The sequence below is a fragment of the Actinomadura sp. NPDC049753 genome, assembly GCF_040674655.1.
Taxonomy (GTDB): domain Bacteria; phylum Actinomycetota; class Actinomycetes; order Streptosporangiales; family Streptosporangiaceae; genus Spirillospora; species Spirillospora verrucosospora.
Window position 1 is genome coordinate 46,620 of sequence record NZ_JBFARL010000003.1, and the last position, 26,121, is coordinate 72,740.

A 26,121-nucleotide genomic window follows, 5' to 3' on the forward strand; every position below is an offset into this window, starting at 1 on the left:
GGCGCGGGCGCTAATCCTCTTCCGGCTCCTCCCGGCGGGGGCGCCGGCGAGGCGGGGGCTGCGGCGGGACGACCTTCGCCGCGACCATGGTCGCCTCCGGGACCTCGACGAGCTCGCCGTCGCGGCGGCGCACCGCGAGCGTCCCGCCGGACCATGATTCGAGTACGCCCACGACGTCGCTGTACTCTCCCGTAGGCAGACGGCGGCGCAGCGAGATCCGCTGGCCCACGTCCGCGCCACTGATGGCCACCACCAGGCGTGCGGCGAAGCGGCCGGACATGTAGGGACCCCCATGTCGAATCGACGGCGGCGGGGTGGCCATACTATTCACAGCGAGCTTGCGGTGAGCCGTGACGTGCGGCGGGGCCGGAAATCCGAGAGGAGTCACTGACGTGACCTACGTCATTGCGCAGCCCTGCGTGGACCTGCTCGACAAGGCATGCATCGAGGAGTGCCCGGTCGACTGCATCTACGAGGGGAAGCGTCAGCTCTACATCCACCCGGACGAGTGCGTCGACTGCGGTGCGTGCGAGCCGGTTTGCCCGGTCGAAGCCATCTACTACGAGGACGACGTCCCCGACCAGTGGAAGGACTTCTACAAGGTGAACGTGGAGTTCTTCGACGACCTCGGCTCGCCCGGCGGCGCGTCCAAGGTCGGGAAGATCGACAAGGATCACCCGATCGTCGCCGCGCTGCCCCCGCAGAGCCAGGACGACTGATCTCGGGCGGGTCTGGAGCGCTCCGCACGGGAGCGTTCCGGGGCCCGTCTTCGCCGGGAACCGGGCCGTGGTCGGGGACGACCGCGGCCCGGCGGGTTTCTCCAAGGAGGTATGGGCGTTGTTCACGCTGCCGGACTTTCCGTGGGATCGGCTCGCGCCGTACAAGGAGCGGGCGCTGGCGCACGCGGACGGCATCGTCGACCTTTCGGTCGGAACGCCCGTGGACCCGACGCCCGAGCCCATCCGCACGGCCCTCGCCGCCGCGTCCGACGCGCCCGGCTACCCGCAGACCTACGGGACGCCGGAGCTGCGCGAGGCGGTCGCGGGATGGCTGCGGCGCCGCGCCGGCGTGACGGGCGCCGACCCGGACGCGGTTCTCCCCGTCATCGGCACCAAGGAGCTCGTCGCCTGGCTGCCGACGCTGCTCGGCGCCGGCCCCGGCGACAAGGTCGTCTTCCCCGCGCTGGCCTACCCGACCTACGACGTGGGGGTCCGGCTCGCCGGGGCCGACCCCGTCGCGACCGACGGCACGCTCACGCTCGGCCCCGTCTCCCCGAAGATCGTGTGGGTGAACTCGCCGTCCAACCCGACCGGCAAGGTGCTGCCCGCCGAGCACCTGCGCAAGGTCGTGGCGTGGGCGCGCGGCCGCGGCGCGGTCGTCGTCAGCGACGAGTGCTACCTGGAGTTCGGCTGGGACGGGGACAACCCGCCGATCTCGATCCTGCACCCGGACGTCTGCGAGGGCTCCCACGAGGGGCTGCTCGCGCTGAACTCGCTGTCCAAGCGCTCCAACATGGCGGGCTACCGCGCCGGGTTCATCACCGGCGACCTCGCCCTGGTGAAGCGGCTGCTGGAGGTCCGCAAGCACGCCGGGATGATCGTCCCGGCGCCGGTGCAGGCCGCGATGACCGTGGCCTACGGCGACGACGCCCACGTCGACGAGCAGCGGGCCCGGTACGCGCGCCGCCGCGCCGCGCTGCGCGAGGCGTTCGAGAGGCACGGGTTCCGCATCGAGCACTCCGAGGCGTCCCTGTACCTGTGGGCGACGCGGGACGAGCCCTGCTGGGACACCGTCGCCCACCTGGCGTCGCTCGGCATCCTGGTGGGTCCCGGCGAGTTCTACGGGCCCGGCGGCGCCCGGCACGTCCGCATCGCCTTCACCGCCACCGACGCCCGCGTCGCCGCCGCCGTCGCCCGCCTCTGACCCGCCGCGCCCGCCTCGGCCCCGGCCGGTTCCGGTCTGGGCGTTCCACGCGGTGAATCCGGGGTTATCGGGCGAAACCGGATCTCCCTTTGATACGTCTGATCGCGGTATGGGCTGGACAGGCCACAGTCGGTAGGATCCGCAGGTCTGTCCCCCTTGAACGGACGAAACGATGGAGGTGCCGTGGGCAAAGCGGCGATAGTGGTCCTGCTGGCACTGATCTTGATCGCCTTGGTCGTGCTCATCGTCGTCGTGCTGCGGCGCCGCTCGGGCGCGCCGGCGCCCGCGCCCGCCCCCGCCGTCCCGCGCGACCCGTTCGCCGCCGAGGACCAGGTGGCCGGCGACCCGCGCACGCTCAAGGCCGGCGACATGGTGGAGTACCTCGGCACCCGCTACTTCGTTCGCGGTTCGCTGCGGCTGAAGGAGGGCGGCTTCACCTGGAGCGAGCACCTCCTCGACGCCGACACGATCGAGGGCACCAAGGTGTGGATCTCCGTCGAGGAGGACCCCGACCTCGAAGTCGTCTGGTGGACCGAGTACGAGATCGGCGACCTGCGGCCGGGGGAGAAGAGCATCGTCGTGGACGGCGTCGAGTACCGGCGCGACGAGCACGGCACCGCCGACTACACCAGCGAGGGCACGACGGGCGTCGGCGTGCAGGGCCGCGTCGAGTACGTCGACTACGAGGGCCCGCGCGGCAGGTACCTGTCGTTCGAGCAGTACGGGGGCGGCCAGTGGGAGGCCGGCCTCGGCGAGCGCGTTCCGACGGGATCGATGACGATCTACCCGGGCGGTAGCTGATCTTGCAGGCCACCCTCGACACCCCCTACGCGGACGCCCGCGCCGACGGGCTCTCGTTCGCGCTCGGCCTGCCGCCGATGGACGCGCTCGCCGTCCTGCCGGTGGAGCGCGCGGGCCTGACCGTGGAGCTGCGCCTGCTCGGCGCGTCCCACCAGGTCATCGCCGGGCCGCTGAGCGAGACGGTGGCGTGCCTTCCCGGACGCGCCGAGCCGCTGCCGGGGCACGCGGCGGCGAGCGTGCCCGGCTGGGCGTACGACTTCGCCGCGACGACCGCGGCGCACAGCGACGGGACGGCGTTCGCCCGCGCCGTCGAGGCCGTGTGCGCCCGGCTCGCGGACCGCGGTGACGCGCTGACCGGGGCCTTCCCCGGATCCCCGCACGCCGTCACCGTCCTTGCCTTGGAGGACACGGCGGGGCAGGAGGCAGCGCTCGGATGGCGCACCTGGCACGCCTACCCGCAGACCCGGGAGATCGTGATGACGCGGAGCCGGCTGGTGAGACCCTCATGAACAGCAGATACCGGGTGGCGGGCGCGGTGGCCGCCGCCGTCCTGACCGCCACGGCGCTCGGCGGCTGCGGCAAGTCGCAGTCGTCCTGGATCGCCGACAAGTACCCCAAGACCGGATACAACACCTACCGGTCGCCGAAGGCCCCCCAGACGGTCGCCTCGGAGATCCGCCGCAAGTTCAAGCCGATCGACCAGGTGGACGACATGGCCACCATGGGCGCCAACGGCGGCATCTTCATGCGCTACCCGAAGCTCGTCGTCGGCGTCCTGCCGAACGGGGTCGGCAGCCGGATCACGGTCGACGACCCGCGCGGCGGCTACAGCCGCCACTACTCGCACGTGAGCGGCCGCTGGAGCAGCCCGGGCAGCAACGGATGGACGAGCGGGGGCGCCGCGTCGTTCCGCGGCGGCGGGCCCGGGTCGGGCAAATGACGGGTCGGGCAGATGACGGGGCCGGGCAGATGAGGAGCCACACATGAACGACGACATCCTTCACGAGATCGGCGCGACCTTCGCCTACGGCGCGGTCGGCATCGCCCTCATGGCGCTCGGCTACCTGGTCGTGGAGGTGACGACGCCCGGCAGGCTCGGCAAGCAGATCTGGACCGAGGGCAACCGCGGCGCCGCGCTCCTGCTGGCCGCCAAGCTGCTCGGCATCGCCGCGATCGTCACCACCGCGATCGTCACCAGCGACAGCGACCTCACCGACGGGCTGGTGGACACCGCCGTGTTCGGCGGCATCGGCATCGTGCTGATGATCGTGGCGTTCTTCCTGCTGGACGTGCTCACCCCCGGCAAGCTCGGCGCGACGCTCGTGGACGGGGGCGGGACCGCCGGCGCGATCCACCCGGCGGGCTGGGTCGTCGCCGCCGCCGACCTCGGGGTCGCCGCGATCGTGGCCGGGGCGGTCTCCTGACGTCCCGCGACCTGGACCAGGCCGTCCGGCCGTCCGGCGACCCCTCCCCGGAGCCGTCCCGTCCCGAGGGGGACGGCCCGGGGAGGCCGCGCGTCCCGGCGCGGGCTTCGCGGGCGCTGGTCCTCGCGGCCGTGTTCGCGTGCGCGGCGTGCGGCCTGGTGTACGAGCTGGCCCTGGTCGCGCTCGGCAGCTACCTCGTCGGGAACTCCGTCACGCAGGCGTCGATCGTCCTGTCGGTGATGGTGTTCGCGATGGGCGTCGGCTCGCTGGCCGCCAAGCCGCTGCAGGGCCGCGCCGTGGTGGCGTTCGCGGTCGTGGAGGGCGTGCTCGCGCTGATCGGCGGCGTGTCGGTCCTCGTGCTGTACGCGGCGTTCGCCTGGCTCGACCTGTACGTCCCGGCGCTGGTGGTGGTGGCGTTCGCGGTCGGGGCGCTGATCGGCGCGGAGATCCCGCTGCTGATGACGCTGCTCCAGCGGATCCGCAAGCAGGACGCCGGGTCGGCGGTGGCCGACCTGTTCGCGGCCGACTACGTCGGGGCGCTGATCGGCGGCCTGGCGTTCCCGTTCCTGCTGCTGCCCACGTTCGGGCACATCAAGGGCGCGCTGCTCGTCGGCGTGGTGAACGCCGTCGCCGGGATGGCCGTGGTGGTGTGGCTCTTCCGCCGCGAGGTGGGGCGCGCCGCCCGGATCGCGCTCGCCGCCGGCATGGTGGCCGTCCTCGCCGTCCTCGCCGGGACGTACACGCTCGCGGACGGGTTCGAGGTGTCGGCGCGGCAGGCGCTGTACGACGCCCCGATCGCGGTGGCCGAGCGCACGAGGTACCAGGAGATCGTCATCACCCGGCGGGCCGGGCTCGGCCCCTCGGACCTGCGGCTCTTCCTCAACGGCGACCTCCAGTTCTCCTCGCTGGACGAGTACCGGTACCACGAGTCGCTCGTCCATCCGCTGATGTCGGGCCCGCACGGGCGGGTGCTGATCCTCGGCGGCGGGGACGGCCTGGCGCTGCGCGAGGTGCTGCGCTACCGGGACGTCCAGAGCGCGACGCTGGTCGAGCTGGACCCCGAGATGATCCACCTGGCCCGGACGTACGGACCGCTGGAGTCCCTCAACCGCCGCTCCTTCGAGGACCCGCGCGCCCAGACCGTCAACGCGGACGCGTTCTCCTGGCTGCGCGGCCTGGACCGGCAGTTCGACGCGGTCGTCGTGGACATGCCCGACCCCGACGACGTGTCCACCGCCAAGCTGTACTCGGTCGAGTTCTACGGGATGGTGAAGCGGGCCCTGGCGCCGGGCGGGCGGATGGTCGTGCAGTCCGGGTCGCCCTACTTCGCGCCCAAGTCGTTCTGGAGCATCCAGAAGTCCGTCGCCGCCGCCGGTCTCGCGACCACCCCCTACCACGTGGACGTGCCGAGCTTCGGCGACTGGGGGTTCGTCCTGGCGTCCCCCGGGAAGCGGCCCCCCGCGCTGGGGCTGCCGCGGGACGTCCCGGACCTGCGCTTCCTCGACGGGCCGGTGCTCCAGGCGGCGGCGGTGTTCCCCAAGGACCGCCGGAGCCGCGACGTGGACGTCAACACCCTCGTCCACCCGCGCCTGGTCGAGTACGAGGGCCAGGAGTGGAAGAACTCCTAGCCGCCGACCGTCCGGGCTAGTCGGGGACCGACCGGCGGAGCGCCCGGTCGACCGCCCGCTGGAACGACGCGACCAGCGACTGGATCATCAGCGGCTTGAGCTTCCCGGCCAGCTCCATGAGCCGCTCGCGCTCCCGCGGGGCCCGGCCGCCCGCCCGGTAGGGGCGGACGACGGTGTCCCGGAAGACCTGCTGGAGCTCGTCGGCCAGCGCGGTCGTGTGCCGGTCCACGGCCTCGTACGAGGCGACCAGCGTGTCCAGCGGCAGCGGGAGCGCGGCCAGTTCGGCGCTGACGCCGAGCAGCGCGGGGCTGACGACCCGCACCGCGCCCGCCGGGTCGCCGGAGATCCGCTCGACGACGCCGAGGGCCTCCAGCCGCGCGATCGTCTCGTCGTCGAGGTGCCGTCCGGCGCGGCGGTCCAGCTCGTGCCGGTCGAGGTCCTCCGGGCGCTCGGGCGCCCAGGGGGACAGCAGGGCGCGCTGGAGGGCGAGGTCCTCGACCGGGGCGTCCAGCGGGATCCGCTGGAGGTGCTTCTCGATCGAGGCGAGCGTGAGCCCGAGCGACTGGAGCTCCCGGACGAGTTCGAGCCGCGCGAGGTGGGCGGCACCGTAGAGGCCCGTCCTGCCGCGCAGCCTCGGCGGGGGCAGCAGGCCGCGCCCGGCGTAGAACCGCACGGTCCGGACGGTGACCCCGGCGCGCGAGGCCAGCTCGTCGACGGTCAGCTCCATGCCGCCTCCCTGTATGTGACAGCACCAGTGTTACATTAATCGTGTATCAGCATGCACTTACTTGTCGGCACGCACTCAGTAGGGAGACCGGCGGATGGGACGCGACATCTACACCGAGGAGCACGAGGCCTTCCGCGACATGGTGCGCTCCTTCATCGCCAAGGAGATCGCGCCCCACCACGAGCAGTGGGAGAAGGACGGGATCGTCTCGCGCGAGGTCTGGCTGGCGGCCGGGCGCGCGGGCCTGCTCGGCATCGACATGCCGGAAGAGTTCGGGGGCGGCGGCGACCCCGACTACCGCTACTACGTGATCTTCAACGAGGAGCTGGCGAAGGCCGGCGTGCACGGGCCCGGCTTCGCCGTCCACAACGACATCAACGGCGGCTACCTGCGGCAGCTGTGCAGCCCCGAGCAGCGGCGGCGCTGGTTCCCCGGCTACTGCTCCGGCGAGATCATCACCGCGATCGCGATGACCGAGCCCGCCGCCGGGTCCGACCTCCAGGGCATCAAGACCACGGCGGTGAAGGAAGGGGACCACTACGTCCTGAACGGGTCGAAGACGTTCATCTCCAACGGCATCCTCGCCGACCTGGTCATCGTCGTCGCCAAGACCGACCCGTCCGCCGGGGCCAAGGGCGTCAGCCTCCTCGCCGTCGAGCGCGGCATGGAGGGCTTCGAGCGCGGCCGCAACCTCGACAAGGTCGGCATGCACGCCCAGGACACCGCCGAGCTGTTCTTCGACAACGTCCGCGTCCCGGAGGAGAACCTCCTCGGCGAGGAGGGCATGGGCTTCATCTACCTCATGCAGAACCTCGCACGCGAGCGGCTGTCCATCGGCGCCACCGCGCAGGCCGCCGCCGAGACCGCCTTCGAGCAGACCCTGGAGTACTGCAAGACCCGCGAGGCGTTCGGCCGTCCCATCGGCAAGTTCCAGCACAACCGGTTCACGCTCGCCGAGATGAAGACCGAGCTGACCGTCTCGCGGTCCTTCACCGACGAGTGCATCGTCAAGGAGGGCCGGGGCGAGCTGACCCCCGACGAGGCCGCGATGCTCAAGTGGTGGAACACCGAGCTGCTCAAGCGGGTCGTGGACCGCTGCGTCCAGCTGCACGGCGGCTACGGCTACATGACCGAGTACCCGATCGGCAAGGCCTACCAGGACGCCCGCATCCAGACCATCTTCGGCGGCACCACCGAGATCATGAAGGAGATCATCGGCCGCGGCCTCGGCATCTGACCCGCCGCCCGCGCTCACCGTGCCGAAACCTCCCGGCTGCCACGTTGGGGGCCGTGAAAACAAGCGAGGAAACGGTTGTACGGCTTGACGCCGTGCACAAGGCATTCGGCGACGTCGCCGCGCTGGACGGGGTGAGCCTCACGGTCCTGCGCGGCGAGTCCGTCGCGGTGATGGGGCCGTCCGGCAGCGGGAAGTCGACGCTGCTCAACATGGTCGCGGGCCTGGACCGCCCGACGTCCGGTTCGGTGGCGGTGGGCGGCGACGACCTCGCGGGGATGGGCGAGGCCGCCCTGGCCCGCTTCCGCCGCCGCCGCGTCGGGATGGTCTTCCAGTTCTTCAACCTGCTGGACGACCTGCCCGTGCTGGAGAACGTGGCGCTGGCCGCCCGGCTGGCGGGCGTCCCGGCGCGCGAGGCGCGGGCGCGGGCCCTGGAACTGCTGGACGAGCTCGGCGTCGCCGACCGCCGCGACGCCTACCCCGCGGTCCTGAGCGGCGGCGAGCGCCAGCGCGTCGGGGTGGCGCGGGCGCTGGTGAACCGTCCGGCGCTGCTGCTGGCGGACGAGCCGACCGGCGCGCTCGACAGCGCCACCGGCGAGCAGGTGAGCGGCCTGCTGCTCGACCTCAACCGCAGGGGCCAGACGCTGCTGCTGGTCACCCACGACCAGGACCTGGCCGACCGCTGCGCGTCCCGCCTGGTCGAGTTCAGGGACGGCCGGATCGTCCGGGAGACCGCGCGGGAGCGGGACGAGCCGTGGGCCGTCCGATGAGCGCGGTCTGGGCCGCGTCGCGGGCCGGGGTGCGGCGGCGCCGCGTGCAGTCGGCCAGCATCGCCGTCGTCGTGGCGCTGTCCACCGCGACGCTCGTGTTCGGGCTCGGCCTGCTGGCCGCGTCGAGATCCCTTTTCGGCGACGCCTTCGCGCAGGCGCGCGGCGCGCACGCGACGGTCTCCTTCGACGCCGCGCGGGTCGGCGCCGCCCGGCTCGCCGCCACCGCCCGCGCGCCCGGCGTCACCGCCGCCGCCGGCCCGTTCCGGACGGCGGTGCTGCCGCGGGAGCAGGGCCCGGCGGGACCGGGCGGCGACGGCCTCCTGGTGGCCGGACGGGCCGACCCCGGCGGCCCCGTCGACAGGCTCACCCTCACGCAGGGGCGGTGGGTCCGCGGACCGGGCGAGATCGTGATCCGCTCCAGGCCGGGCGGCCCCTTCCGCCTGGGCGGCAAGCTGACGCCCCCGGGCCTGCCCGAACTCACCATCGTCGGCTTCGCGAACTCCGCGACGGACGGCCTCATGGGCTGGGTGACGCCCGGGCAGGTCTCCGCGCTCCGGCCGGACGGGTTCCAGATGCTCTACCGGTTCGACCGCGCGGAGAACGCGTCCGACGTCCGGCGGAGCGTGGCGGCGGCGACCGCCGGGCTCCCGGTGCGCGGCCACGAGTCCTACCTCGCCGCCCAGCGGTCGTTCGAGGAGAAGTTCGACCAGCTGATCCCGTTCGTCACCGTCTTCGGGGCGCTCGCCCTGGCGGTGTCGGTGTTCATCGTCGCGAACGTGGTCAGCGGCGCGGTGGTCTCCGGGTTCCGGCACATCGGCGTCATGAAGGCGCTCGGCTTCACCCCGGCGCAGGTCGCCGCCGTCTACGTCGTGATGGTCACCGTCCCGGCGCTGCTCGGCTGCGCGGCCGGCCTGGCGGCGGGGCACCTGCTCGCCCTGCGGATCGCGGCGGGCGTGGCGGCGGGGTTCGACCTGCCGTCGGCCGGGGGAGCGGCGCCCGCGCTCGACCTGGCCGGGGGCGCCGGAGTCCTCGTCCTCGTGGGGCTGGCCGCCGTCCTCCCGGCGCTGCGGGCCGGACGGCTCCCGGCGGTGCAGGCGATCAGCGCCGGGACCGTGTCGCGCCGCGGCCGGGGGCGGCGCGTCCAGCGGTGGCTGCTGCGCACCCGGCTGCCCGTCCCCGCCGGGCTGGGCCTCGGGCTGCCCGCCGCCCGTCCCGCCAGGACGGCGCTCACCCTCGCGGGGCTGTGCCTCGGAGTGACCGCCGTGACCATGGGCCTCGGGATGCAGCAGACGGTCATGAAGATCCTCACGGCGGACACCGAAGGGCACACCTCCGTCACCGTGGGCCTCGACCCGAGGGCCTCCGGCGGCATGAGCGAGGACCGGCTCGCCGCGCTTCTGCGGGCCCAGCCGGGGACGGCCCACGTGATGTCGTCCGCCCCGGTCAATGTGAGGATCAGCGGGCTCCCGTCGGGCCTGGTGGCCGAGACCTACAGCGGCGACTACCGCCCCTTCCTCGGCGACGGCATCGTCCGCGGGCGCTGGTTCTCCGGGCCGGGCGAGGTGGTGCCGACCGAGGCCTTCCTGCGGCTCCACGACCTGGACGTGGGCGACACCCTGTCGGTGCAGACGTCCGGAACGCAGGCCACCGTCCGGATCGTGGGCGCGTTCGCGCACCCCGACACCGACCGGCTGATGCTCGACACCGCCAGCCTCCCGGGAGCCGCCGAGGCGGACCCGCACCGCCCCTTCTCGGTGATGCTCGGCCCGGGGGCCGACCCGGACGCCTACGCCCGCCGGGTCACCGCCGCGGCCCCCTCCGCCGGGCTGATCGCCGAGCCGACCCGGCCCGACCTCGGCAACGGCGCGGTCTTCGGCGGGCTGTTCCTGCTGTTCTCACTGATCATCTGCGCGGCGGCGGCGCTCGGGGTCCTCAACAGCGTGCTGCTGAGCGCCCGGGAACGCGCCCGGGACCTCGGCGTGCTCAAGGCCGTCGGGACGACCCCGCGCCAGGTCGTCGCCATGATGGTGATCTCGATGGCCGCCCTCGGGATCGCCGGCGGCGCGCTCGGGACGCCGCTCGGAGTGCTCGCCCACCACGGCGTCGTGGTGCTCACCGGCGACATGCTCGGCAGCGGGATGGCGGCCTCCTGGATCCACGTCTACACCTGGACCCTGCTGCTGCCCCCGGCGTGCGCGGGGGCGCTCGTCGCCGTCCTCGGCGCCTGGCCGCCCGCCGTCCGGGCCGCCGCCGTCCGCACCGCCTCCGTGCTGCGCAGCGAGTGACGGATCACGTGAGGGCCACGGTGACCGACAGCCCGCCGTCCGGGTTCGCCGCGGCCCTCACGTGGCCGTCGTGGGCGCGCGCGATGGCGTCGACGATCGACAGCCCGAGCCCCGCCCCCTGCGCCGACCCGGTCCGGTCGGCGTGCAGCCTGCGGAACGGCTCGAACAGCTCCTCCACCTTCTCCGGCGGGACGCGCGGCCCGGTGTTGCGGACGACCAGCGCCCCGTCCGACAGCTCGACCCGCACGTCACCGCCGGGCCGGTTGTGCCGGATCGCGTTCTGCACCAGGTTGGCGACCAGCCGGGTGAGCAGCACCTCGTCCCCGGCGACGGTGACCGGCCGCGTGTCGGCGGCGACGCTGATCCGGTCGCGGGCGGCGGCCGCCCGGTTGTCCTCGACGACCTGCCCCACCACCGCTTCGAGGTTCACCGGCGCGCGGACGTCGAGCCCGCGTTCCCCCTGCGCGAGGACGAGCAGCCCCTCGATCAGCCGCTCGGACCGCCGGGTGTTGCGCAGCATCTCGTCCCGGACCTCGGCGAGCCGCTCCGGCGAGGGATCCGCGAGGCCGACCTCCACGGCGGTGCGCTGGATGGCCAGGGGCGTGCGCAGCTCGTGGGACGCGTTGGCGACGAAGCGCCGCTGGCTGTCCACCGCCTTCTCCAACCGGTCGATCATGGCGTCGAAGGTGTCGGCCAGCTCCTTCAGCTCGTCGCGCGGGCCGTCCAGCGCGATCCGCTCGTGCAGGGTGGACAGCGACAGCCGGCGTGCGGTGGCCGTGATGCGGTGCAGCGGCCGCAGCAGCCGCCCGGTCAGCCACCAGCACACCGCGAACGCCAGCACCGTGATCACCACGATCGCGACCAGGATGACGAGCCGCTGCGACCCCACCACGCTGTCCTGGAACTGCTCCGGTCCGACGACCTTCTTGGGACCCTCGCGGGGGCCGGGCTCCACGAACTCGACCCAGGGCCGCGGCGGGGCCTGCGGCGCGCACGGAACGCCGCCGGCACGCGGCTCGCAGGGGCGCCCGGCGATCTCGGCGGGCGCGGGGACGTCCTGCACCCGATCGTCGACGATCCTCTTCTGTATCCACAGGACCGCGCTGAGCACGCCCAGCGTGATCACGGCGAACAGGCCGCCGTACAGCAGCGTCATCCGGGCCCGCACCGTCATCGGCCTCACAGCCGGTACCCGCTTCCGGGCACGGTGACGATGACGGGCGGCTCGCCGAGCTTGGCCCGCAGCTTGCTCACGGTCACCTTGACGACGGTGGTGAACGGGTCGGTGTTCTCGTCCCACGCCCGCTCCAGCAGGTCCTCGGCGCTGACCACACCGCCCCGCGCCTGCATCAGCACCTCCAGGACGGCGTACTCCTTGGGGGAGAGGGCCAGCCGGCGCCCGTCCCGGGCCGCCTCCCGCCGCGCCGTGTCCAGCGTGACGCCGCGGCGCCCCAGCACCGGCGGCAGCGGCGGAGCGTTCCGCCGCGCCAGGGCGCGGATCCGCGCCACCAGCTCGTCGAACGCGAACGGCTTGGCCAGGTAGTCGTCGGCCCCGAGGTTCAGCCCGTCCACCCGCTCGTGCACCGCGCCCGACGCGGTCAGCATCAGGATGCGCACCGCCTCCTCGCGCTGCGCCAGCTCGCGGCAGACGTCGTCGCCGTGCACGACGGGCAGGTCCCGGTCCAGCACGAGGACGTCGTACTCGTTCACCGCGAGCCGCTCCAGCGCGCCCGCCCCGTCGTGGGCGACGTCCACCGCCATCGCCCGCTTCCGCAGCCCGTCCGCCACCAGATCGGCCAGGAACCGCTCGTCCTCGGCCACGAGTATCCGCATCCTGTCATTCCCGCAGAACCGCGATAAGGCGATGGTTAACGCCGGGCTCATCCGGTGCGGGGGTGGTGGTGCCCCGAGGGAGCCCCGGGGCACCACCGGTGTGATCAGACCCCGAACGCGGCGGGGTACCGGATGGTGCCGGTCGGGACCGGGCGGGTGTCGTCCAGGGCCATCGCCATCATGGCCTCGTCCGGAACCTCGAAGGGCGCGCGGATGCCGAAGCGGGAGGCCGGGACGAAGCCGAACCGCGGGTAGTAGCCGGCGTGGCCGAGGACCAGGACGAGGTTCTCTCCCATGGCCCGCGCGGCGTCCAGACCGGCGCGGATGGCGGCCGAGCCGGCGCCGGTCCGCTGGAACGACGGCAGCACGGCGCACGGAGCCAGGGCGAGTGCGGGCTCGCCGTCGACGTGGCAGCGAGTCAGCAGCGCATACCCGGCCGGGGTGCCGTCGGGGGTCGTGCTGACCATGGACAGGCCGTCGATCCACGCCTCGGGGTCGGCGCGCAGGGCGTCGACGATGCCGGCCTCCTCAGCGGTGGGGAAGGCGGCCAGGACGATCTCGCGGATAGCGGGCACGTCTTCGGCGGTCTCGGAACGTGTGGTCCAGGCGGGCATGGCGGTCCTGTTCTCGGTGGAGTCAGTGGGGTCGGTGGGCTTCGTGGCGGTCACTGCTGGCGCTCCCTGAAGCGGTAGGTGGCGCGCAGGTGCTGCGTGATGTTCTTCTTGACGGCCTCGCGGTCGGCCCGCAGCCGCGCGTCGGTGCGCGAGGCGGCGTAGGCGTTCTCCCGCAGGAGCCGGTGGTAGCTCTCCAGCCGCCGCTCCGGCACCGTCCCGGCCTCCACGGCCGCCAGGACCGCGCAGCCCGGCTCGCTCATGTGCGCGCAGTCGGTGAAGCGGCAGGCCTCAGCCAGCCGCTGGATATCGGCGAAGGTCTGCTCCAGCCCCTCCTGAGCATCGTGCAGGCCGATCGAGCGCAGGCCCGGGGTGTCCAGCAGGACGCCGCCGCCGGGCAGCGGCAGCAGTTCCCTCCACGCGGTGGTGTGCCGGCCCTTGCCGTCCGTGGCGCGCACGGCGCCGGTGGCCAGAAGGGGCTCGCCCAGCAGGGCGTTGCCCAAGGTGGACTTGCCCGCCCCCGAGGGGCCGAGCAGCACGACCGTGCCGGTCAGGACGGCGGTCAGAACGTCCACGCCCTCCCCGGTCACGGCGCTGGTGACCAGCACGTCCACGCCGGGCGCCACCGCTGACACCTCTGCCTGGGCCGAGACCGCGTCGGCGCTCGCGTCGGCCTTGGTGAGCACCACGACCGGCTGCGCACCGCTCTCCCAGGCCAGGGCGAGCATCCGCTCGGTGCGGTCGTGTTTGAGCGGGGCGGCCAAAGACACGGTCACCACGACCGTGTCGACATTGGCGGCCAGGACCTGTCCGTGCGAGGTGCGCGATGCGCTGGAACGCACCAGGGCGGTGCGCCGCTCCAGGACTTCGTGCAGCATCGCGGCATGGCCGGCGGTCGCGGGACGCAGCGCCGCCCAGTCGCCGGTGCACGGCGCCGCGAGCGGATCGCCCTGCCGGGCGGCGGGAACCTCCGCACGGACGATCCCCGCATCGGTGACCGCCTCGCACAGGCCGCGCTCGGCCCGCACGATCCGGGCCGGGATCAGCCCGGCGGCGTGATGAGGCGTGAAGGCGTGCTCGTACGCATCGTCCCAGCCGTAGCGCACCAGAGGGCGCGGCTGGGTGGAGAAAGAATGAGACAACGTGAAGACCCTTGAACGAGGGCCCCGATCGGCACAGAGTGCGACCGCCCGAAAGCCGCTAGGGCTTCGTGGGGGTCGTGGACGTCAGGTCAGACCAGGGCTCGGGACGTGAGGATGGTCCGTCGGGCGCTGCACACGGCAGCGGCCTTCGCGGCGCTCATCAACCTCACCTCCCATTTCTCGTCCCGTAGCCGACACGTCGTCTATGCGGTCGCAACGCTACCACGCAGCCATGCTTCAGTCAGGCGGGCCGGGGGCGATGACTCCCAGGGCGGCCGCCACCTCCAGCGTCCTGCGCGGCGTCGCGCACCGCCTGGCCAGCGCGGTCTGGTCGAGCCGTCCGCCACGCGCCTGGAACAGCACCGGCGCAGCCGGATGCCGCCGCATCTCATCCGGGGTGAGCTCCGTGGAGATCCGATGTGCCGCATCGACCAGCACGGGAGCCAGGGCCCGCAGCCGAGCGGCCCACTCCTCGACCCCCCGGAGCCATTCCTGCGATGCCGCATCGGACGTGCCGGAGAACCGGGCCGCCTTCTCGCTCAGCTCCGACCACGCGAAGTCACGCCACGGCTTGGCCTTCAGGACCGGCAACTGCCATTGGCGCTTGACGGCCGACCAGTGATCGGCGCGTGCCGCCACCGAGTGGACCGTGAACCCCGGAACGCACAACGCGGTGAGGTTCCAGCCGTGGCAGGCGCCGGTGTCGAGCCCGTAGACCTCCCCGTCGCGGATCAACGGCTCCCGGCCGGTGACGTGGTGACCGAACACGACCGGCTTGTCGTCGGTATAGCGGTCGTGCCAGTGGCCGTCCGGGAACAGCGCGGCGAGTTCCCGTTCGCCGCTGGCCGAGCCGCAGAGGATCTCCTCCCGCTGGCCGGCGGGCGGAACACCGGGGACCAGCGCCGCATGCACGACCCGGACGTCCTCGCTCTCGAAGAAGTACGGAAGCGTCCGCATCCACGCGACCGTCTCGGCGTACTCGTCGCCCAGTTGCAGCCGCGTGATCTCCTGCGCGTAGGAGAAGATCCCGCGCACGTGCTTGCGCTCGTGGTTGCCCATGACCACGACCGAGTTCGGACGCTCGCGGAAGAACCCGACGACCTTCCCGGGCGCCGGACCCCGGTCGACCAGATCGCCCACGCTGACGAGCAGGTCGTCCGGCTGGAGTTCCACCTTCTCCAGCAGGTCCATCAGCTCGTCGAAGCAGCCGTGAACGTCGCCCACGATGACGGTGCGTCCCACCCGCCGGAGCCTAGGCGGGCGCCCATTTCACCCGCAAAGCAATATCTCAGGCCGAACTCAGACGCTGGCCGTAGAGGTGGACGGTCTGGCCGCGGTACTGGATGTCACGCAGGTAGCGGTGACCGATTCGCTCCGCGACGGCTATCGAGGGGGAGTTGCCCGGCAGGATGACGGAGATCACTTCCTCTGCGCCCAACTCCCGGAGGCAGTAATCCAGAGAAGCGCGGGCCGCCTCCGTGGCATATCCCTTCCCCCAGTGCTCTCGCGCCAGGCACCAGCCGACCCCCAGGCCCGGAAACCCATGCGGCCGCCACGGCCCGGCGCGCCCCACGAACCGGCCCGTGGCCTTCTCCACCAGCGCCCAGTGCGAGTAACCGCGCATCTCCCGGTGCCCGATGAACAGGGCGAGACTTCGCCAAGCGTCAGCAGGCGAGGTGCCGACGCTCTCCGCCAGCCCTCCCGCGACCTGCGGGTCGGCGAGCATCGCGGCGTAATCGGCGAAGTCGTCACCCGTCAGCGGCCGCATGACGAGCCGCTCCGTCTCCAGCACAACCATGATCGAAGTATCCGCCGGACGTCAGGCGTCCGCACCCGCCCGACGGCATGGGGTCCGGTGACCGGTCAGCCCCACCAGGCGAGAAAGACCCCCGCGGCTGTCGCGAGGACCCCCAACGGCGCCGCTGCCCACAGCAGCCTTCTGGTCCTGTGGCTGAGCCAGGTGAGCGTCCCGCCGGCGCCGAGGCCCCCCGTGGCCGTCACGGTCCCGAACACCAGCGGGCCCAGGACGTGCCGCAACGTGGCATTGACGTCGCGCGCCTCGTCGAGGATCGTCCGGCAGTCCGGGCAGCTCCTGAGGTGCCGGTCGAGTGCGAGCGACTCTCGCCTGGACAGCCCGCCGCGCACGTACGCGCCCATACTCCGCAACGCCTCGCGGCACTCCTCACGCCGTGCCGGCTGCATCTCGTCGAGATGCGCTTGCAGGTACGCCAGGCGGAGTCCCTCACGGGCGCGGTAGGCCAGTGCGGCGGCGCCGTTGGGGGTGAGCCCGAGCAGTGACGCCACCTCGGCGGGCTTGGCCCGCTCGATCTCGGTATGCCACAGCACGACCCGCCAGCGCTCGGGCAGCGACAGGAAGGCCCGGACCGCGGTCGACCCTTCCGGCAGCGGATCGGCGAACGGGACGCCGGCGTCGTACTTCTCGATCTCGCCGGTCGGCCGGAGTCGCTTCTCGGCCCGGAAGCGGTCGTAGACGGTGTGCCGGAGCGCGGTGAGCAGGTACGGCCGGAACCCCTCCCGCGGCCCGTCGCCTCGGCGCAGCAGGTCGAGGACCTTGGTGAAGGTCTCCTGGACGGCGTCCTCGGCGGCGTCCCCCTCGATCAGGGTTCGGGCCAGACGGCGCGCCGCGTCCACGTGGCACTCGTAAAGCGTCGCAAAGGCGGACACGTCACCGGTGCGGGCGCGGGAGATCAGCGCCGCGTCATCAGGAAGATCCGGCGCCCTCTCCCGGCTCAAGGCGGTCTCCCTCCTCCCCTGGCGAGTGAGGACCGCAGCATGCCGGCACGTCCTCCCGGCCGGACGCGGCGGCGGCGAACCGGTCGATGAGGTGCAGAGCCCGCCCGCTGTGAGCCGGACGTCCCAGGACGGCCACGCCGACCAGCAGCGCGAGCATCGCGAGGAGTCCTCCACCCAGCATGATGAGCCCGATCGCGGCCGTCCACTGCCCTGTCATCAGGGAACTTCCGAACCCCACCGCGATCGTCCAGCGGCATCGTCCCGCCACCGCGCTTCCCCTTCCCGCTGACGTGGCCCGCAAGGCCCGGTCGGGACACCAGACGGGAAGGGATTCGCGAACATGACGCGCCTGACTGTGACGTACACCACACCGCCAGGCGGGCGCGGGGAGGCTGAGCCGTCGGGGCGGTCGGGCCGGCCGCGGTCGGCATTCGCCGGCGCGAGCCGGGCTCGGCGGCTCTAGCCTCGCGCCACGATCTCCTGGACGCTCCAGCCGTTGCCGTCCGGGTCCTGGAAGAAGACGAAACGGCCCCAGGGGAACTCCTGCACCTCGCTGACCTCGACACCCCGTCCGGCAAGCTCCGCTCGGGCGGCGTCGGCGTCCGAGACCACCAGTTGCAGGCCCTGGAGGGAGCCGGGCGCCGTCTCGACGATCCCCTTGCCGAAGGCGATCGAGCACGCCGACCCCGGCGGCGTCAGCTGAACGAACCGGATCTCGTCGCTCACCCGGTGGTCATGGTCCAGGACGAACCCGGCCTTCTCGGTATAGAAGGCCAGCGCGCGGTCCACGTCCGAAACGGGCACCGCGACCAGCTCCAATTTGAAGTCCATGCTGCCGTTATATCCCGCCCCGCCCTCCGGCTTGGTGGCGGAGGGGCCCAGGGGCACGTACCGCCTACCAGCCGTACCGGCCGTTGGCTAGGGCTTTGACCACTCCTGCAGACGGACGGTCACGGTGTCTCCTTCCTGCTTGCCGATCGCCTTGCGCACGTCCGCCTTCACCGGCAGTTTGTGGGTGCCGTCCCCCAGGGCCATGAACGAACTCTGGAACGGATGGCCATCGATCGTGCCCCGCACTTTCACCCGTCCACGGGTGCCGAAGAACTCGGCCGACCTGGGCCACACGACATAGGTCCAGCCGCCCTTGCTCGGGCTCTTCTGCATATGCGCAGTGAACTGCTCGTCCATCATCTACACCGCCGTTCAGGAGTCCTGGATGAGAATGAGGTTGTTGCCGTCCGGGTCGCGCACGGAGAACATCGGCGGCACTCCCGCTCCCATCCGCATGACCTCCGCGTCCACGTCGACGCCTCGTGCGCGCAGGGCCGCGTGGTCGGCGTCGGCGTCCGTGGTCGTCAGGCGGATGCCGGCCGGGATCTCCGCGGGAACGAGCGCGATGGTCGTCGTCGCCCCCGGCGGTGCCACCTCGATCCAGCGGCCGGCCCCGAAGGGCACGTCCCGCCGTATTTCGAAGCCGAGCTCATCGACGTAGAACTCGGTCGCCTTCCGCTGGTCGGTGACGCGGATCCCGACCGTGGCGAGCTGGGTGATCCGGGTGGTCTCGCTCATCCCATGCCTCCGCTCTCTTTGGGGTCACCAAGGAAGACCGGGGCCGAACGGAAAACTCATCGCGGGGGCCAGATCATCGTCTGCTGGTGCACCCGTTTGCCGTCGTACCGGAAGCCGGGGATGAGCGGAGTCGGGCCGTGCTCGACGAAGCCCATGCGCCGGAAGAACCGCACGGCGCGGGTGTTCTCGACCAGGGTCTGCAAATGGCAGCCGGGCGAGCCTGTCTCTCGGAGCCGGTCGAACCAGCGGTTCAGCAGCGCGTCGGCGGCGCCCGTGCCCCTGGCCTTCGGTGCGAGGTTGATGTGCAGGTGCGCGGGCCTGCGGGGGTCGCGGAACCCCCGCGCGGTGGGCTCCCGCCGCAGCGCGACCGACGCCGCGTCGAAGGCCGCACGCGCGAAGAAGGGCGCGGTCCTGGGCCGGAAGACGAGTCGATGCTTCCGGATGGCCCGGCCGACGCGCTCGCTCTCACTGGGGAACTTCGCACTGTCGAGGCACCCCGTCAGGTAACCGACCAGGGCTCCGTCGAGCACGGCCACGAAGAGCGAGTCCGGCGCCAGGTCCATGTAGGGGTTCAGGTAGATGGCCGCTTCGGACTCCTCGTCGCCCCACAGGCCGGCGCTCGGGGACGCTTCACCCGCGCGCCGGAACAGCCCGCGCAGCTCCGCGCGGTCGGTCTCCCTGTAGGAGCGCACCTTGATCATGAGCAGCCGGCACAGGCGACGCGGGTGCGGGTGGCGGGCGGCTCGGCCAGGCCCTTGCAGGCGCCGGTCGGCGACGCCGTGGGCTTCAGCATGCCGACGCGGTCCGCGGTCAACCGCTCCTCCACCGTAGTCATCGCAACTACAACGCTCCCAGCGCGATGCCCCATTCCGAAACGTCCTGCATGTCGCAGGCGGGCGCGGTGAGCGGCCGGCGACGGCGGAACGCGGGCCGCCGTCCCGAGGCACCGGCGGTGCGCCTCCAAGCAAGATCGACGAAAGTCGTGGGGAACGTTCGGCGTTCCAGACGCCTCCCTATCAATGACAGGCAAGTTCTCAGGGGAGGCAGACATGGGATCACCTCGGCAAATGCCATGGGTAGACGGTGTCGAGCACCGGTTCGTGGAGGCGCGCGGGATCCGCTTCCACGTCGCCGGAGCGGGGGAAGGGCCGCCGTTGCTGTTCGCGCACGGCTTCCCGCAGCACTGGTACGCGTGGCGGCATCTGGTTCCCCTGCTCGCCGACCGGTACCGCCTGGTGATGCCCGACATGCGCGGCGCGGGCTGGTCGGACGCGCCCTACCGGGGTCACGGCACTCGGGACCGGGCCGCCGACATCCTCGCGGTCATGGACGCCCTCGGGCTCGACCGGGTCGGCCTGGTCGGGCATGAGTGGGGTGCCTGGGCCGGTTTCAGAGCGTGTCTGGACGCGCCCGACCGGTTCACCCGGTTCCTCGCCCTCAACATCGTGCACCCCTGGCCCGACCAGCGCGCCACCCGCCGCAACGCCTGGCGCATGTGGTACACCGCGCTGTGGGAGTATCCCCTGCTCGGCGGCGCGGTTCTACGGCACTGGCCGGGGTTTACCCGGTACCACCTGCGCCGGGGCGTCGCCGACCCCGCCTGCTGGCGCGCGGGGGAGCTGGAGGAGTTCGTGGAATCGGTGCGCTCGCGGGCTCACGCCCATGCGGGACGCGCCCTGCACTGGCAGTACGTGCTGCGTGACATTCCCGCCCTCGCCACTCGCCGGTTCCACCGCGAGCGCCTCGCCGTGCCCACGACGGTGCTGCTCGGCGCCGGTGACTTCGCGTTCGTTCCGGCGATGCTGGCGGGCGGGGCCGACCACGCCGATGAACTGGACGCGAGGATCGTCCCCGGCGGGCACTATCTTGCTGACGAACGACCCGGCTTGGTCGCCGAGACCATCCGAGAGCTCTTCCCCGCGACAGAGGCCAACGTCCAGAACAGGCCGCTCGCGGAGATTCGACCCGACCGTGCGCCGGCTCCAAAGGTGCGCATATGACCAGGCGGGAGCATGCTGGGTGACGGCCGATCCGGAGCACATCGCCGCGCTGGTCCGTGGCGCCCAGCGCGGCGACAGCATGGCCATGCAGGAGCTTCTCGATCTGCTGGCCCCCTATGTCGGCAGACTCTGCGGGCCCATCGCGCTGGAGGACGGCCCGGACGCCGCGCAGGAGACGTTGATCGCCGTGTTCCGCGGGATCTCCCGCCTGCGCGAGCCCGCCGCCCTGTTCGGCTGGGTGAGGGCCATCGCCATCCGCGAAGCCGTCCGGACCGCCCGCCGGTCCGGGGCGCCCGCAGAGCCGCTGGACCTCGACACCGTGCCCCGCACGGACGATCCCCAACTGGCCGCCGACGTCTACGACCTCCTCGACCGGCTCTCGCCCGAGCACCGCGCCGTCCTGGTCCTGCGCGACGTGGAGGGCTTGGACGAACGAACCGTGAGCGCACTGCTCCACATCTCCACGGGAACGGTGAAGTCGCGTCTCCACCGAGCACGCCGAAGCTTCCGGAAGGCATGGCAAGGATGAACGAGCCCAGTTGGCCCGTGGCCGACCTCGACCCGGTCAGGCGCCTGCGCGTCATGGCCGCCTCCATCCCCGGTGCGGCCTACGCGGAGGAGGTTCTCGCCCGGTCCCTGCACGAGGTCTGGGCGGTCGCGGGCGACCTGGAGACCGAGTTCCCCATGCTGCTCGGCGACGTCCGGACGATGCGCATCGCTCATGCCGACGGCGAGCACCTGGAGGCGATCGCCGTCGGCCGGCTGGGGCAACGCGCCCGGTTCGACGTTGTTCTCCGCCCGGGATGGTGCTGGATGCAGAGCAGATTCCTGCACGGGGGAATGGCCGCCGCTCCCGAGGGCGAGGGCACCCGCGTCGCCTTCGTCGGTGCGCTCCGCATCCCCGGCATGCGCCTAGCTGATCCGATCGTCCGCAGGCTGCGCTTGGGCAACCGCGTCCTCCAGCGCCTGGAGACCCGCCTGCAAGCCCGCGCAGCCGGTTGAGGCCGAGGTCGCCACCTCCGGTGGGTCGCGCCAGGTGCCGGGGAATGGATGCCGCACCGCGAGGCAGGGCAGCGCGATCGATTCGGGACCAGGCTCGCACTCGCCAGCGCCGGTGACGTCGAGGGCGAGGGCGACTCCGATGCGGTCCATGCCTGAGCGTTCTGGCGTGGACCAATGAGCAGCATGAGGGTAAGCGGGGTGTTCTGCGGTGGGTGGGCCCCAGGCCGCACTGTCCGGGCTTGACCCTGACGTTGCGTCAGGCTCCACGATGAACGCATGAGCGACTACTACGAGGCGTTCGAGGTCAGCCCGGTCCCTCCGCCCGGGCCCGACGCGACGCCTCCTGAGATCTACAGGGGCATCTACGGCATGCCGATGTTCGTCAGCGTGCCGACCTCGGACCTGGCCGCGTCTGCGGATTTCTGGGTCCGCGGGTTCGGTTTCGTCGACCTGTTCACGATCCCCGGCCGGGTCACGCACCTTCGACGGTGGATGTTCCAGGACGTTCTGCTCGTCCCGACCGGCGCCCCGCCCGCTCCTCCAGCGGTGAGCGTCAGCTTCTCCTGCGTGCTGAGCCAGATCGACGAGATCGCGCAAGCGTGCACCGCGCTGGTGCCCGGATGCACGGAGGGACCGCGAAAGACGCCCTGGAACACCGTGGATCTGGAGGTCGTCACACCGGAGAACGCCCGTGTGATCATCACTGCGGCCCGTGCCCTCGACGCCGACAGCCCCGAGGCGCGCAACCTCGAAGCGGCCGGCATCCCTCTGCCCGAAGGGGTGAAACCGCGCATGTCAGACTCGACGGCGTGACCGACAACGCAAGGGACGATGCCGCGGGCCCCGGCGGGCTGGCCGTCGGGGCCGCGGCATCGCACGCGGGAGTCACCGTCCGCACCCTCCACCACTGGGACGCGATCGGGCTCGTCCGCCCATCAGGACGGACCGCCGGCGGTTACCGCCTCTACTCGGCGGCTGACGTCGCACGCATCCACCGGGTACTCATCTACCGCGAGCTGGGCCTCTCCCTCGACGACATCGGTGATCTTCTCGATGCTCCGACCACCGACATGACCGTGCCGCTGAGACAGCAGCGCGCCCAGCTCCTCGACCGCATCTCCCGCCTGCGGACGATGGTCGATGCGGTCGATCGCCTGATCGAAGCCGCGAGCGCCGGAATCCTCCTCTCCGCTGAGGAACAGGTCGCGATCTTCGGGCGGCGGTGGAAGCCGTCATGGCTCGCGGCCGCACGTGACCGGTGGGGCGACACGGCTCAATGGGCGCAGTCCGCCGAGCGCGCCGCGGGCAGGACCTCCGAGGACTGGCAGCAGATCGCCGGCAACATCGCAACGCTCGAGAACGACCTGGCGGCAGCCAAGCGCGCCGACGTCAGGCCGGGCAGCGCCGAAGCCAACGCCCTGGCCGAGCGGCACAGGGCCTCCATCGGCGAGTACTTCGACTGCACCCATTCGATGCAGGTCTGCCTGGGGAGGAGATACGCCGCCGACCCCGGCTTCACGGCCTACTACGACGCGATCGAACCAGGCATGACCGCCTGGCTCCGCGACATCATCGACGCCAACGCCCGCGACAGAGGCATCGACCCCGACTCGGCGACCTGGACCTGACACAGCCACCCGCGCCGTGCCATGAACGCCCGTCGCCGTGACACCCGGGCGAACCAGCATCCAGCTGCTGATGAGGACTCTCTGATGTTCGAGGGGCCCGGTAGGTGCCGGGCCCCTCTGGGTAGACCGTTGGTCTGGGCTCACGCCCGAACTTGGGTGACGTGCGGTGGGATGCCCCTGGCCGCTTCTCGTGTTCGTGGCTCTGCTCCCAGTTCGGAGCAGAGCTTGTCCCGGCTAGCCGGCGTTACCGACCACGACCGTGATCACTCGGCCGAAGGGCTGGTGATGCCCCCACCACTGTCGGTCCTGGAGGAACTCGGCCATGTCCGCCTGGTCCAGATCTCGGACATCGGTCGAGTCCCATCGCAGGATCTGCGGTGAGGACTGCGCCAGTTCGTCCAGTTCCGCGTCCAACTGAGCCGGAGGCGTCTCCCTGAACCAGACCTGGATCCATACCTCAGACTGTTGCCGAGCAACGCTCAGGATGAACGTGCGCTGGTTCGGGGCTTTGCCGTACTCCACCAGCTTCCTGGTCACTCGCTGTGCCGTCTCCTCAGAGGACGGCATCTCCCAGTTGACCAGCGCCCGGCACACCAGGGTCTCCGCTTCGGACCCCGCGTATGCACCTTGGAGCACCGTCAGCGGCCGGCGCCAGAACTCCGGATCTTCTCGGTCGGCGTCGTAGGCCGCGCTAGGACCACGCATGAGTGGCTCCTCTCGAAATCTCGTTTGCAGGTCTCTCTGCGAACTGTCCTTTGCGGGCTGGTTTCGGCACGGACGTGGGCGCCGTCCTCGTCCGCCCCGACGGGCACATCGCCTGGGCGGACGACGGCTACGAACCCCTGGAAGCAGCCCTGACCCGCGGGGCCTGACCCGGCTAGATCTTCATCGGCCGTGCGATGTCGAGACGCGGCCAGTCGGCGAGGTCTCTCAGGAGTTGCCGGTCGTGGGTGGCGACGACCACGGTGGCGCCGGTGGCGCGGATCGCGCCGGTCAGCTCGTCGACCAGCGCCGACGACAGGTGGTTGGTCGGCTCGTCGAGCAGGATCAGGCCGGGTCGCCCGGCCAGCGCGAGGGCCAGGTCGAGGCGCCGCTGCTGGCCCTGCGACATCCGCGCGGTCGGCGTCCGCATCGCGGCGGAGTCCAGGAGCCCGAGCGCTCCGAGCGGGACGGCGTCGGCGTCGCGCAGAGCTGCGCGGGCCACCAGCCGTCCCACATGGCGGTCGTACACCTCGCGGGCGGTGAGCTCGGGATCGTGCTCGGTGGTCTCTTGCGTGATCAGGGCGACGCGGGTGCCGTCCGCTCTCCAGACGCGTCCGTGTGCGGGCTGGAGCGAACCGGCCAGTACCGCGAGCAGCGTGGATTTCCCGGCACCGTTGGGTCCGGTGACGAGCAGCCGGTCGCCGCCGTCCAGGGCGAGGTCGACCGGTCCGGCCAGTCGCCCGTCGACGGTGACGCCGTGGGCCCGCAACTGCGGCACCCGCGGCCGGACTCCCAGGTCAGGCCATCGCAAGGCCGGCGGCGGCTCCGGCAGATCGATGCGGTGGGCCTCAGGGGCGTCCTGCCGCCGGTTCAAGGCCTGCACGACGCCCGGCGCGCGGGACTGGCGCTGGTGCTTGCCGGTGCCCTTGTCCGGCCGCCAGCCGGTGGACAGCCTGTCGCGGGCCTTGGACACCGCGTCCCGCAGCCGCCGGTGCTCGGCCCGCTGCTCCTCGAAGTCCTGTTCCCAGCGCTCGCGCTCGCCGCGCCGTGCGTCCTGCCAGGCGTCGTAGCCTCCGGCGTACAGCCGCGGCTTCCCGTCGCGGCTGGGGTCGAGGTCGAGGAACCGGTCGGCGACGTCGCGCAGCAGCGCCCGGTCGTGGCTGACGACGGCCAGGCCGCCGTCGTGTTCGCCTAGCCGTCGGGTCAGGAAGTCCAGCCCGCCGGCGTCGAGGTGGTTGGTCGGCTCGTCGAGCAGCAGCACGTCGTGCCGGGCGGCGAGCAGGCACGCCAGCCGCACCCGGTACCGCTGCCCGACCGACAGCGTCGACAACCGGCGGTCGCGGTCCGTGCACGCGCCGAGCGCGTCGAGGGCGACGTCGACGCGGCGTTCGGCGTCCCACGCGTCGAGCCGGGTGGCGGCCTCCAGCGCCATGGCATAGCGGCCGTCGGCGGCCGGATCACCGGCGGTCACGGCCGCGGTCGCCTCGTCCAGCGCGGCGAGGGCCGCGCGCGGGGCGGCCAGCGCCGAGGACGTCAGGGTGCCGACGGTCTCACCGTCGCGCGCCGCCAGCTCCTGGCGGACGAGGCCGATCGTGCCGGCGCGGTGCACGGTGCCCTCGTCGGGCGGGATCAGCCCGGCGAGGACGTGCAGCAGCGTCGTCTTCCCGCGGCCGTTCTCGCCGACGACGGCGATCCGGGACCGGGCCGAGACGGTGACCGACACGTCGTGCAGGATCCGCCGCGACCCGCGGGTGACCGCGACGTCCTGGACACGGACGTGCGCGCTGCCGCCCGCCGGGACGGGCAGGGACATGCTCTCGGGAATGGGGGTGAGGCTCAAGGGATGCTCCGCAGCTCGCGATGGAGCCGGGCAGGATCAGACGGCCGCCCGGCAGGACCCGGGACGGCGAGCGCGGATTCAGAGAAGGGAAAGGCGCCGCCGTCAGCGGGCGCTGCGCACCTTCTGCGACCAGATACCTAGAGCCATGCCGCTCACGCTACCGGCCCCGCCTCACGGCTTCCAACGAATAAAACACGGGCAGCCGTCTGTAAATCGGTCGCCGGGCGTTGGAGGCCGCCGCTAGCGTC

General features: G+C 72.1%; 33 protein-coding genes. 16 read left to right on the plus strand and 17 right to left on the minus strand.

Annotated elements, in window-relative coordinates; translation table 11 throughout:
- Positions 1–10 precede the first annotated feature (10 nt).
- Positions 11–280 (minus strand): hypothetical protein, encoded by a 270-nt coding sequence (locus AB0K37_RS01510; RefSeq protein ID WP_363973088.1) that lies wholly within the window; start codon positions 278–280, stop codon positions 11–13.
- Positions 281–392: 112 nt separating this feature from the next.
- Between AB0K37_RS01510 and fdxA the strand changes: the two genes are divergently transcribed.
- From fdxA to AB0K37_RS01545, 7 genes are all read left to right on the plus strand, one after another.
- Complete coding sequence (gene fdxA, locus AB0K37_RS01515) at positions 393–719, plus strand: ferredoxin (protein WP_190860953.1); 327 nt, start codon at positions 393–395, stop codon at positions 717–719.
- 118 nt (positions 720–837) lie between these two features.
- Positions 838–1,923, plus strand: a complete 1,086-nt coding sequence (gene dapC / locus AB0K37_RS01520) for a succinyldiaminopimelate transaminase (RefSeq protein ID WP_363973091.1) — start codon at positions 838–840, stop codon at positions 1,921–1,923.
- 183 nt (positions 1,924–2,106) lie between these two features.
- Positions 2,107–2,724, plus strand: a complete 618-nt coding sequence (locus AB0K37_RS01525) for a DUF4178 domain-containing protein (protein ID WP_363973094.1) — start codon at positions 2,107–2,109, stop codon at positions 2,722–2,724.
- A 2-nt stretch (positions 2,725–2,726) separates the two neighbouring features.
- A complete protein-coding gene (locus AB0K37_RS01530; RefSeq protein WP_363973096.1) occupies positions 2,727–3,233 on the plus strand; it encodes a DUF2617 family protein in 507 nt (168 codons plus the stop codon).
- Positions 3,230–3,664: a DUF4247 domain-containing protein gene (locus AB0K37_RS01535; protein WP_363973099.1), complete on the plus strand. Its 435-nt coding sequence runs from the start codon at positions 3,230–3,232 to the stop codon at positions 3,662–3,664. Before AB0K37_RS01530 ends, AB0K37_RS01535 begins: the two co-directional genes overlap by 4 nt.
- 43 nt (positions 3,665–3,707) lie before the next feature.
- Positions 3,708–4,148 carry a DUF350 domain-containing protein gene (locus AB0K37_RS01540; protein ID WP_363973102.1) on the plus strand — a complete coding sequence of 147 codons (441 nt, stop codon included), beginning with the start codon at positions 3,708–3,710 and terminating at the stop codon, positions 4,146–4,148.
- Between the two features lie 116 nt (positions 4,149–4,264).
- Positions 4,265–5,776 carry a polyamine aminopropyltransferase gene (locus tag AB0K37_RS01545; RefSeq protein ID WP_363973282.1) on the plus strand — a complete coding sequence of 504 codons (1,512 nt, stop codon included), beginning with the start codon at positions 4,265–4,267 and terminating at the stop codon, positions 5,774–5,776.
- Positions 5,777–5,792: 16 nt separating this feature from the next.
- Here AB0K37_RS01545 and AB0K37_RS01550 read toward each other — a convergent pair whose 3' ends face one another.
- Positions 5,793–6,503 (minus strand): MerR family transcriptional regulator, encoded by a 711-nt coding sequence (locus tag AB0K37_RS01550; RefSeq protein WP_363973105.1) that lies wholly within the window; start codon positions 6,501–6,503, stop codon positions 5,793–5,795.
- Positions 6,504–6,597: 94 nt separating this feature from the next.
- Here AB0K37_RS01550 and AB0K37_RS01555 point away from each other — a divergent pair, with 94 nt between their 5' ends.
- The 3 genes from AB0K37_RS01555 to AB0K37_RS01565 all read left to right on the plus strand — a co-directional run bounded on the left by AB0K37_RS01555 (position 6,598) and on the right by AB0K37_RS01565 (position 10,792).
- Entirely contained in the window at positions 6,598–7,740 is a 1,143-nt protein-coding gene (locus tag AB0K37_RS01555) for an acyl-CoA dehydrogenase family protein (RefSeq protein ID WP_363973107.1), read from the plus strand.
- Between the two features lie 92 nt (positions 7,741–7,832).
- Complete coding sequence (locus AB0K37_RS01560; protein WP_363973110.1) at positions 7,833–8,507, plus strand: ABC transporter ATP-binding protein; 675 nt, start codon at positions 7,833–7,835, stop codon at positions 8,505–8,507.
- Complete coding sequence (locus tag AB0K37_RS01565; protein ID WP_363973113.1) at positions 8,504–10,792, plus strand: ABC transporter permease; 2,289 nt, start codon at positions 8,504–8,506, stop codon at positions 10,790–10,792. Before AB0K37_RS01560 ends, AB0K37_RS01565 begins: the two co-directional genes overlap by 4 nt.
- 4 nt (positions 10,793–10,796) lie before the next feature.
- On the opposite strand, the gene AB0K37_RS01570 is transcribed toward AB0K37_RS01565, so the two are convergent.
- The 13 genes from AB0K37_RS01570 to AB0K37_RS01630 form a co-directional block, all read right to left on the minus strand.
- Complete coding sequence (locus tag AB0K37_RS01570; protein ID WP_363973116.1) at positions 10,797–11,966, minus strand: HAMP domain-containing sensor histidine kinase; 1,170 nt, start codon at positions 11,964–11,966, stop codon at positions 10,797–10,799.
- A gap of 5 nt (positions 11,967–11,971) precedes the next feature.
- A complete protein-coding gene (locus AB0K37_RS01575; protein WP_363973119.1) occupies positions 11,972–12,625 on the minus strand; it encodes a response regulator transcription factor in 654 nt (217 codons plus the stop codon).
- Positions 12,626–12,729: 104 nt separating this feature from the next.
- A complete protein-coding gene (locus AB0K37_RS01580) occupies positions 12,730–13,239 on the minus strand; it encodes an N-acetyltransferase (RefSeq protein WP_363973285.1) in 510 nt (169 codons plus the stop codon).
- Between the two features lie 50 nt (positions 13,240–13,289).
- Positions 13,290–14,378 (minus strand): ribosome small subunit-dependent GTPase A, encoded by a 1,089-nt coding sequence (gene rsgA / locus AB0K37_RS01585; protein WP_363973122.1) that lies wholly within the window; start codon positions 14,376–14,378, stop codon positions 13,290–13,292.
- A 237-nt stretch (positions 14,379–14,615) separates the two neighbouring features.
- Positions 14,616–15,620: a metallophosphoesterase family protein gene (locus AB0K37_RS01590; RefSeq protein ID WP_363973125.1), complete on the minus strand. Its 1,005-nt coding sequence runs from the start codon at positions 15,618–15,620 to the stop codon at positions 14,616–14,618.
- 46 nt (positions 15,621–15,666) lie between these two features.
- Positions 15,667–16,176, minus strand: a complete 510-nt coding sequence (locus AB0K37_RS01595) for a GNAT family N-acetyltransferase (protein ID WP_363973128.1) — start codon at positions 16,174–16,176, stop codon at positions 15,667–15,669.
- 65 nt (positions 16,177–16,241) lie between these two features.
- A complete protein-coding gene (locus AB0K37_RS01600) occupies positions 16,242–17,132 on the minus strand; it encodes a sigma-70 family RNA polymerase sigma factor (protein WP_363973131.1) in 891 nt (296 codons plus the stop codon).
- Positions 17,101–17,400, minus strand: coding sequence for a hypothetical protein (locus AB0K37_RS01605; RefSeq protein WP_363973134.1), 300 nt, complete (start codon positions 17,398–17,400; stop codon positions 17,101–17,103). Before AB0K37_RS01605 ends, AB0K37_RS01600 begins: the two co-directional genes overlap by 32 nt.
- Positions 17,401–17,591: 191 nt before the next feature.
- Entirely contained in the window at positions 17,592–17,963 is a 372-nt protein-coding gene (locus tag AB0K37_RS01610; RefSeq protein ID WP_363973137.1) for a VOC family protein, read from the minus strand.
- Between the two features lie 87 nt (positions 17,964–18,050).
- Entirely contained in the window at positions 18,051–18,320 is a 270-nt protein-coding gene (locus AB0K37_RS01615) for a DUF1905 domain-containing protein (protein ID WP_363973140.1), read from the minus strand.
- Between the two features lie 15 nt (positions 18,321–18,335).
- Positions 18,336–18,701 carry a VOC family protein gene (locus AB0K37_RS01620; RefSeq protein ID WP_363973143.1) on the minus strand — a complete coding sequence of 122 codons (366 nt, stop codon included), beginning with the start codon at positions 18,699–18,701 and terminating at the stop codon, positions 18,336–18,338.
- Between the two features lie 56 nt (positions 18,702–18,757).
- On the minus strand, positions 18,758–19,402 hold the full coding sequence (locus AB0K37_RS01625; RefSeq protein WP_363973146.1) for a GNAT family N-acetyltransferase: 645 nt from the start codon (positions 19,400–19,402) through the stop codon (positions 18,758–18,760).
- Positions 19,399–19,536 (minus strand): hypothetical protein, encoded by a 138-nt coding sequence (locus AB0K37_RS01630; RefSeq protein WP_363973149.1) that lies wholly within the window; start codon positions 19,534–19,536, stop codon positions 19,399–19,401. Before AB0K37_RS01630 ends, AB0K37_RS01625 begins: the two co-directional genes overlap by 4 nt.
- A gap of 232 nt (positions 19,537–19,768) precedes the next feature.
- Between AB0K37_RS01630 and AB0K37_RS01635 the strand changes: the two genes are divergently transcribed.
- The 5 genes from AB0K37_RS01635 (at position 19,769) to AB0K37_RS01655 (ending at position 23,331) form a co-directional block, all read left to right on the plus strand.
- Entirely contained in the window at positions 19,769–20,701 is a 933-nt protein-coding gene (locus tag AB0K37_RS01635) for an alpha/beta fold hydrolase (RefSeq protein WP_363973152.1), read from the plus strand.
- A gap of 19 nt (positions 20,702–20,720) precedes the next feature.
- Entirely contained in the window at positions 20,721–21,230 is a 510-nt protein-coding gene (locus tag AB0K37_RS01640) for a sigma-70 family RNA polymerase sigma factor (RefSeq protein ID WP_363973155.1), read from the plus strand.
- The gene (locus AB0K37_RS01645) at positions 21,227–21,703 is read left to right on the plus strand and encodes a hypothetical protein (protein ID WP_363973158.1); all 477 of its coding nucleotides are present in this window, start codon (positions 21,227–21,229) and stop codon (positions 21,701–21,703) included. Before AB0K37_RS01640 ends, AB0K37_RS01645 begins: the two co-directional genes overlap by 4 nt.
- Before the next feature lie 276 nt (positions 21,704–21,979).
- Complete coding sequence (locus tag AB0K37_RS01650; RefSeq protein WP_363973160.1) at positions 21,980–22,516, plus strand: VOC family protein; 537 nt, start codon at positions 21,980–21,982, stop codon at positions 22,514–22,516.
- Positions 22,513–23,331: a MerR family transcriptional regulator gene (locus AB0K37_RS01655; protein ID WP_363973163.1), complete on the plus strand. Its 819-nt coding sequence runs from the start codon at positions 22,513–22,515 to the stop codon at positions 23,329–23,331. The genes AB0K37_RS01650 and AB0K37_RS01655 overlap by 4 nt, the downstream gene beginning before the upstream one ends.
- Positions 23,332–23,565: 234 nt before the next feature.
- On the opposite strand, the gene AB0K37_RS01660 is transcribed toward AB0K37_RS01655, so the two are convergent.
- Entirely contained in the window at positions 23,566–24,036 is a 471-nt protein-coding gene (locus tag AB0K37_RS01660) for a hypothetical protein (protein ID WP_363973166.1), read from the minus strand.
- A 50-nt stretch (positions 24,037–24,086) separates the two neighbouring features.
- On the opposite strand from AB0K37_RS01660, the gene AB0K37_RS01665 reads away from it, so the two are divergent.
- Positions 24,087–24,203, plus strand: a complete 117-nt coding sequence (locus AB0K37_RS01665) for a hypothetical protein (protein ID WP_363973169.1) — start codon at positions 24,087–24,089, stop codon at positions 24,201–24,203.
- A gap of 5 nt (positions 24,204–24,208) precedes the next feature.
- On the opposite strand, the gene AB0K37_RS01670 is transcribed toward AB0K37_RS01665, so the two are convergent.
- A complete protein-coding gene (locus AB0K37_RS01670) occupies positions 24,209–25,846 on the minus strand; it encodes an ABC-F family ATP-binding cassette domain-containing protein (protein ID WP_363973288.1) in 1,638 nt (545 codons plus the stop codon).
- Positions 25,847–26,121: the final 275 nt, after the last annotated feature.

Excerpts from the sequence above, each read along its gene's own strand:
- AB0K37_RS01535 (WP_363973099.1), top strand. The coding sequence starts at position 3,230 with ATGAACAGCAGATACCGGGTGGCGGGCGCGGTGGCCGCCGCCGTCCTG.
- AB0K37_RS01555 (WP_363973107.1), top strand. The coding sequence starts at position 6,598 with ATGGGACGCGACATCTACACCGAGGAGCACGAGGCCTTCCGCGACATG.
- AB0K37_RS01615 (WP_363973140.1), bottom strand. The coding sequence starts at position 18,320 with ATGGACGAGCAGTTCACTGCGCATATGCAGAAGAGCCCGAGCAAGGGC.
- AB0K37_RS01570 (WP_363973116.1), bottom strand. The coding sequence starts at position 11,966 with ATGACGGTGCGGGCCCGGATGACGCTGCTGTACGGCGGCCTGTTCGCC.
- AB0K37_RS01625 (WP_363973146.1), bottom strand. The coding sequence starts at position 19,402 with ATGATCAAGGTGCGCTCCTACAGGGAGACCGACCGCGCGGAGCTGCGC.
- AB0K37_RS01620 (WP_363973143.1), bottom strand. The coding sequence starts at position 18,701 with ATGAGCGAGACCACCCGGATCACCCAGCTCGCCACGGTCGGGATCCGC.
- AB0K37_RS01540 (WP_363973102.1), top strand. The coding sequence starts at position 3,708 with ATGAACGACGACATCCTTCACGAGATCGGCGCGACCTTCGCCTACGGC.
- AB0K37_RS01610 (WP_363973137.1), bottom strand. The coding sequence starts at position 17,963 with ATGGACTTCAAATTGGAGCTGGTCGCGGTGCCCGTTTCGGACGTGGAC.
- AB0K37_RS01550 (WP_363973105.1), bottom strand. The coding sequence starts at position 6,503 with ATGGAGCTGACCGTCGACGAGCTGGCCTCGCGCGCCGGGGTCACCGTC.
- AB0K37_RS01510 (WP_363973088.1), bottom strand. The coding sequence starts at position 280 with ATGTCCGGCCGCTTCGCCGCACGCCTGGTGGTGGCCATCAGTGGCGCG.
- AB0K37_RS01565 (WP_363973113.1), top strand. The coding sequence starts at position 8,504 with ATGAGCGCGGTCTGGGCCGCGTCGCGGGCCGGGGTGCGGCGGCGCCGC.
- AB0K37_RS01650 (WP_363973160.1), top strand. The coding sequence starts at position 21,980 with ATGAGCGACTACTACGAGGCGTTCGAGGTCAGCCCGGTCCCTCCGCCC.
- AB0K37_RS01580 (WP_363973285.1), bottom strand. The coding sequence starts at position 13,239 with ATGCCCGCCTGGACCACACGTTCCGAGACCGCCGAAGACGTGCCCGCT.
- AB0K37_RS01645 (WP_363973158.1), top strand. The coding sequence starts at position 21,227 with ATGAACGAGCCCAGTTGGCCCGTGGCCGACCTCGACCCGGTCAGGCGC.
- AB0K37_RS01635 (WP_363973152.1), top strand. The coding sequence starts at position 19,769 with ATGCCATGGGTAGACGGTGTCGAGCACCGGTTCGTGGAGGCGCGCGGG.
- AB0K37_RS01630 (WP_363973149.1), bottom strand. The coding sequence starts at position 19,536 with ATGACTACGGTGGAGGAGCGGTTGACCGCGGACCGCGTCGGCATGCTG.
- AB0K37_RS01595 (WP_363973128.1), bottom strand. The coding sequence starts at position 16,176 with ATGGTTGTGCTGGAGACGGAGCGGCTCGTCATGCGGCCGCTGACGGGT.
- AB0K37_RS01575 (WP_363973119.1), bottom strand. The coding sequence starts at position 12,625 with ATGCGGATACTCGTGGCCGAGGACGAGCGGTTCCTGGCCGATCTGGTG.
- AB0K37_RS01670 (WP_363973288.1), bottom strand. The coding sequence starts at position 25,846 with ATGTCCCTGCCCGTCCCGGCGGGCGGCAGCGCGCACGTCCGTGTCCAG.
- AB0K37_RS01660 (WP_363973166.1), bottom strand. The coding sequence starts at position 24,036 with ATGCGTGGTCCTAGCGCGGCCTACGACGCCGACCGAGAAGATCCGGAG.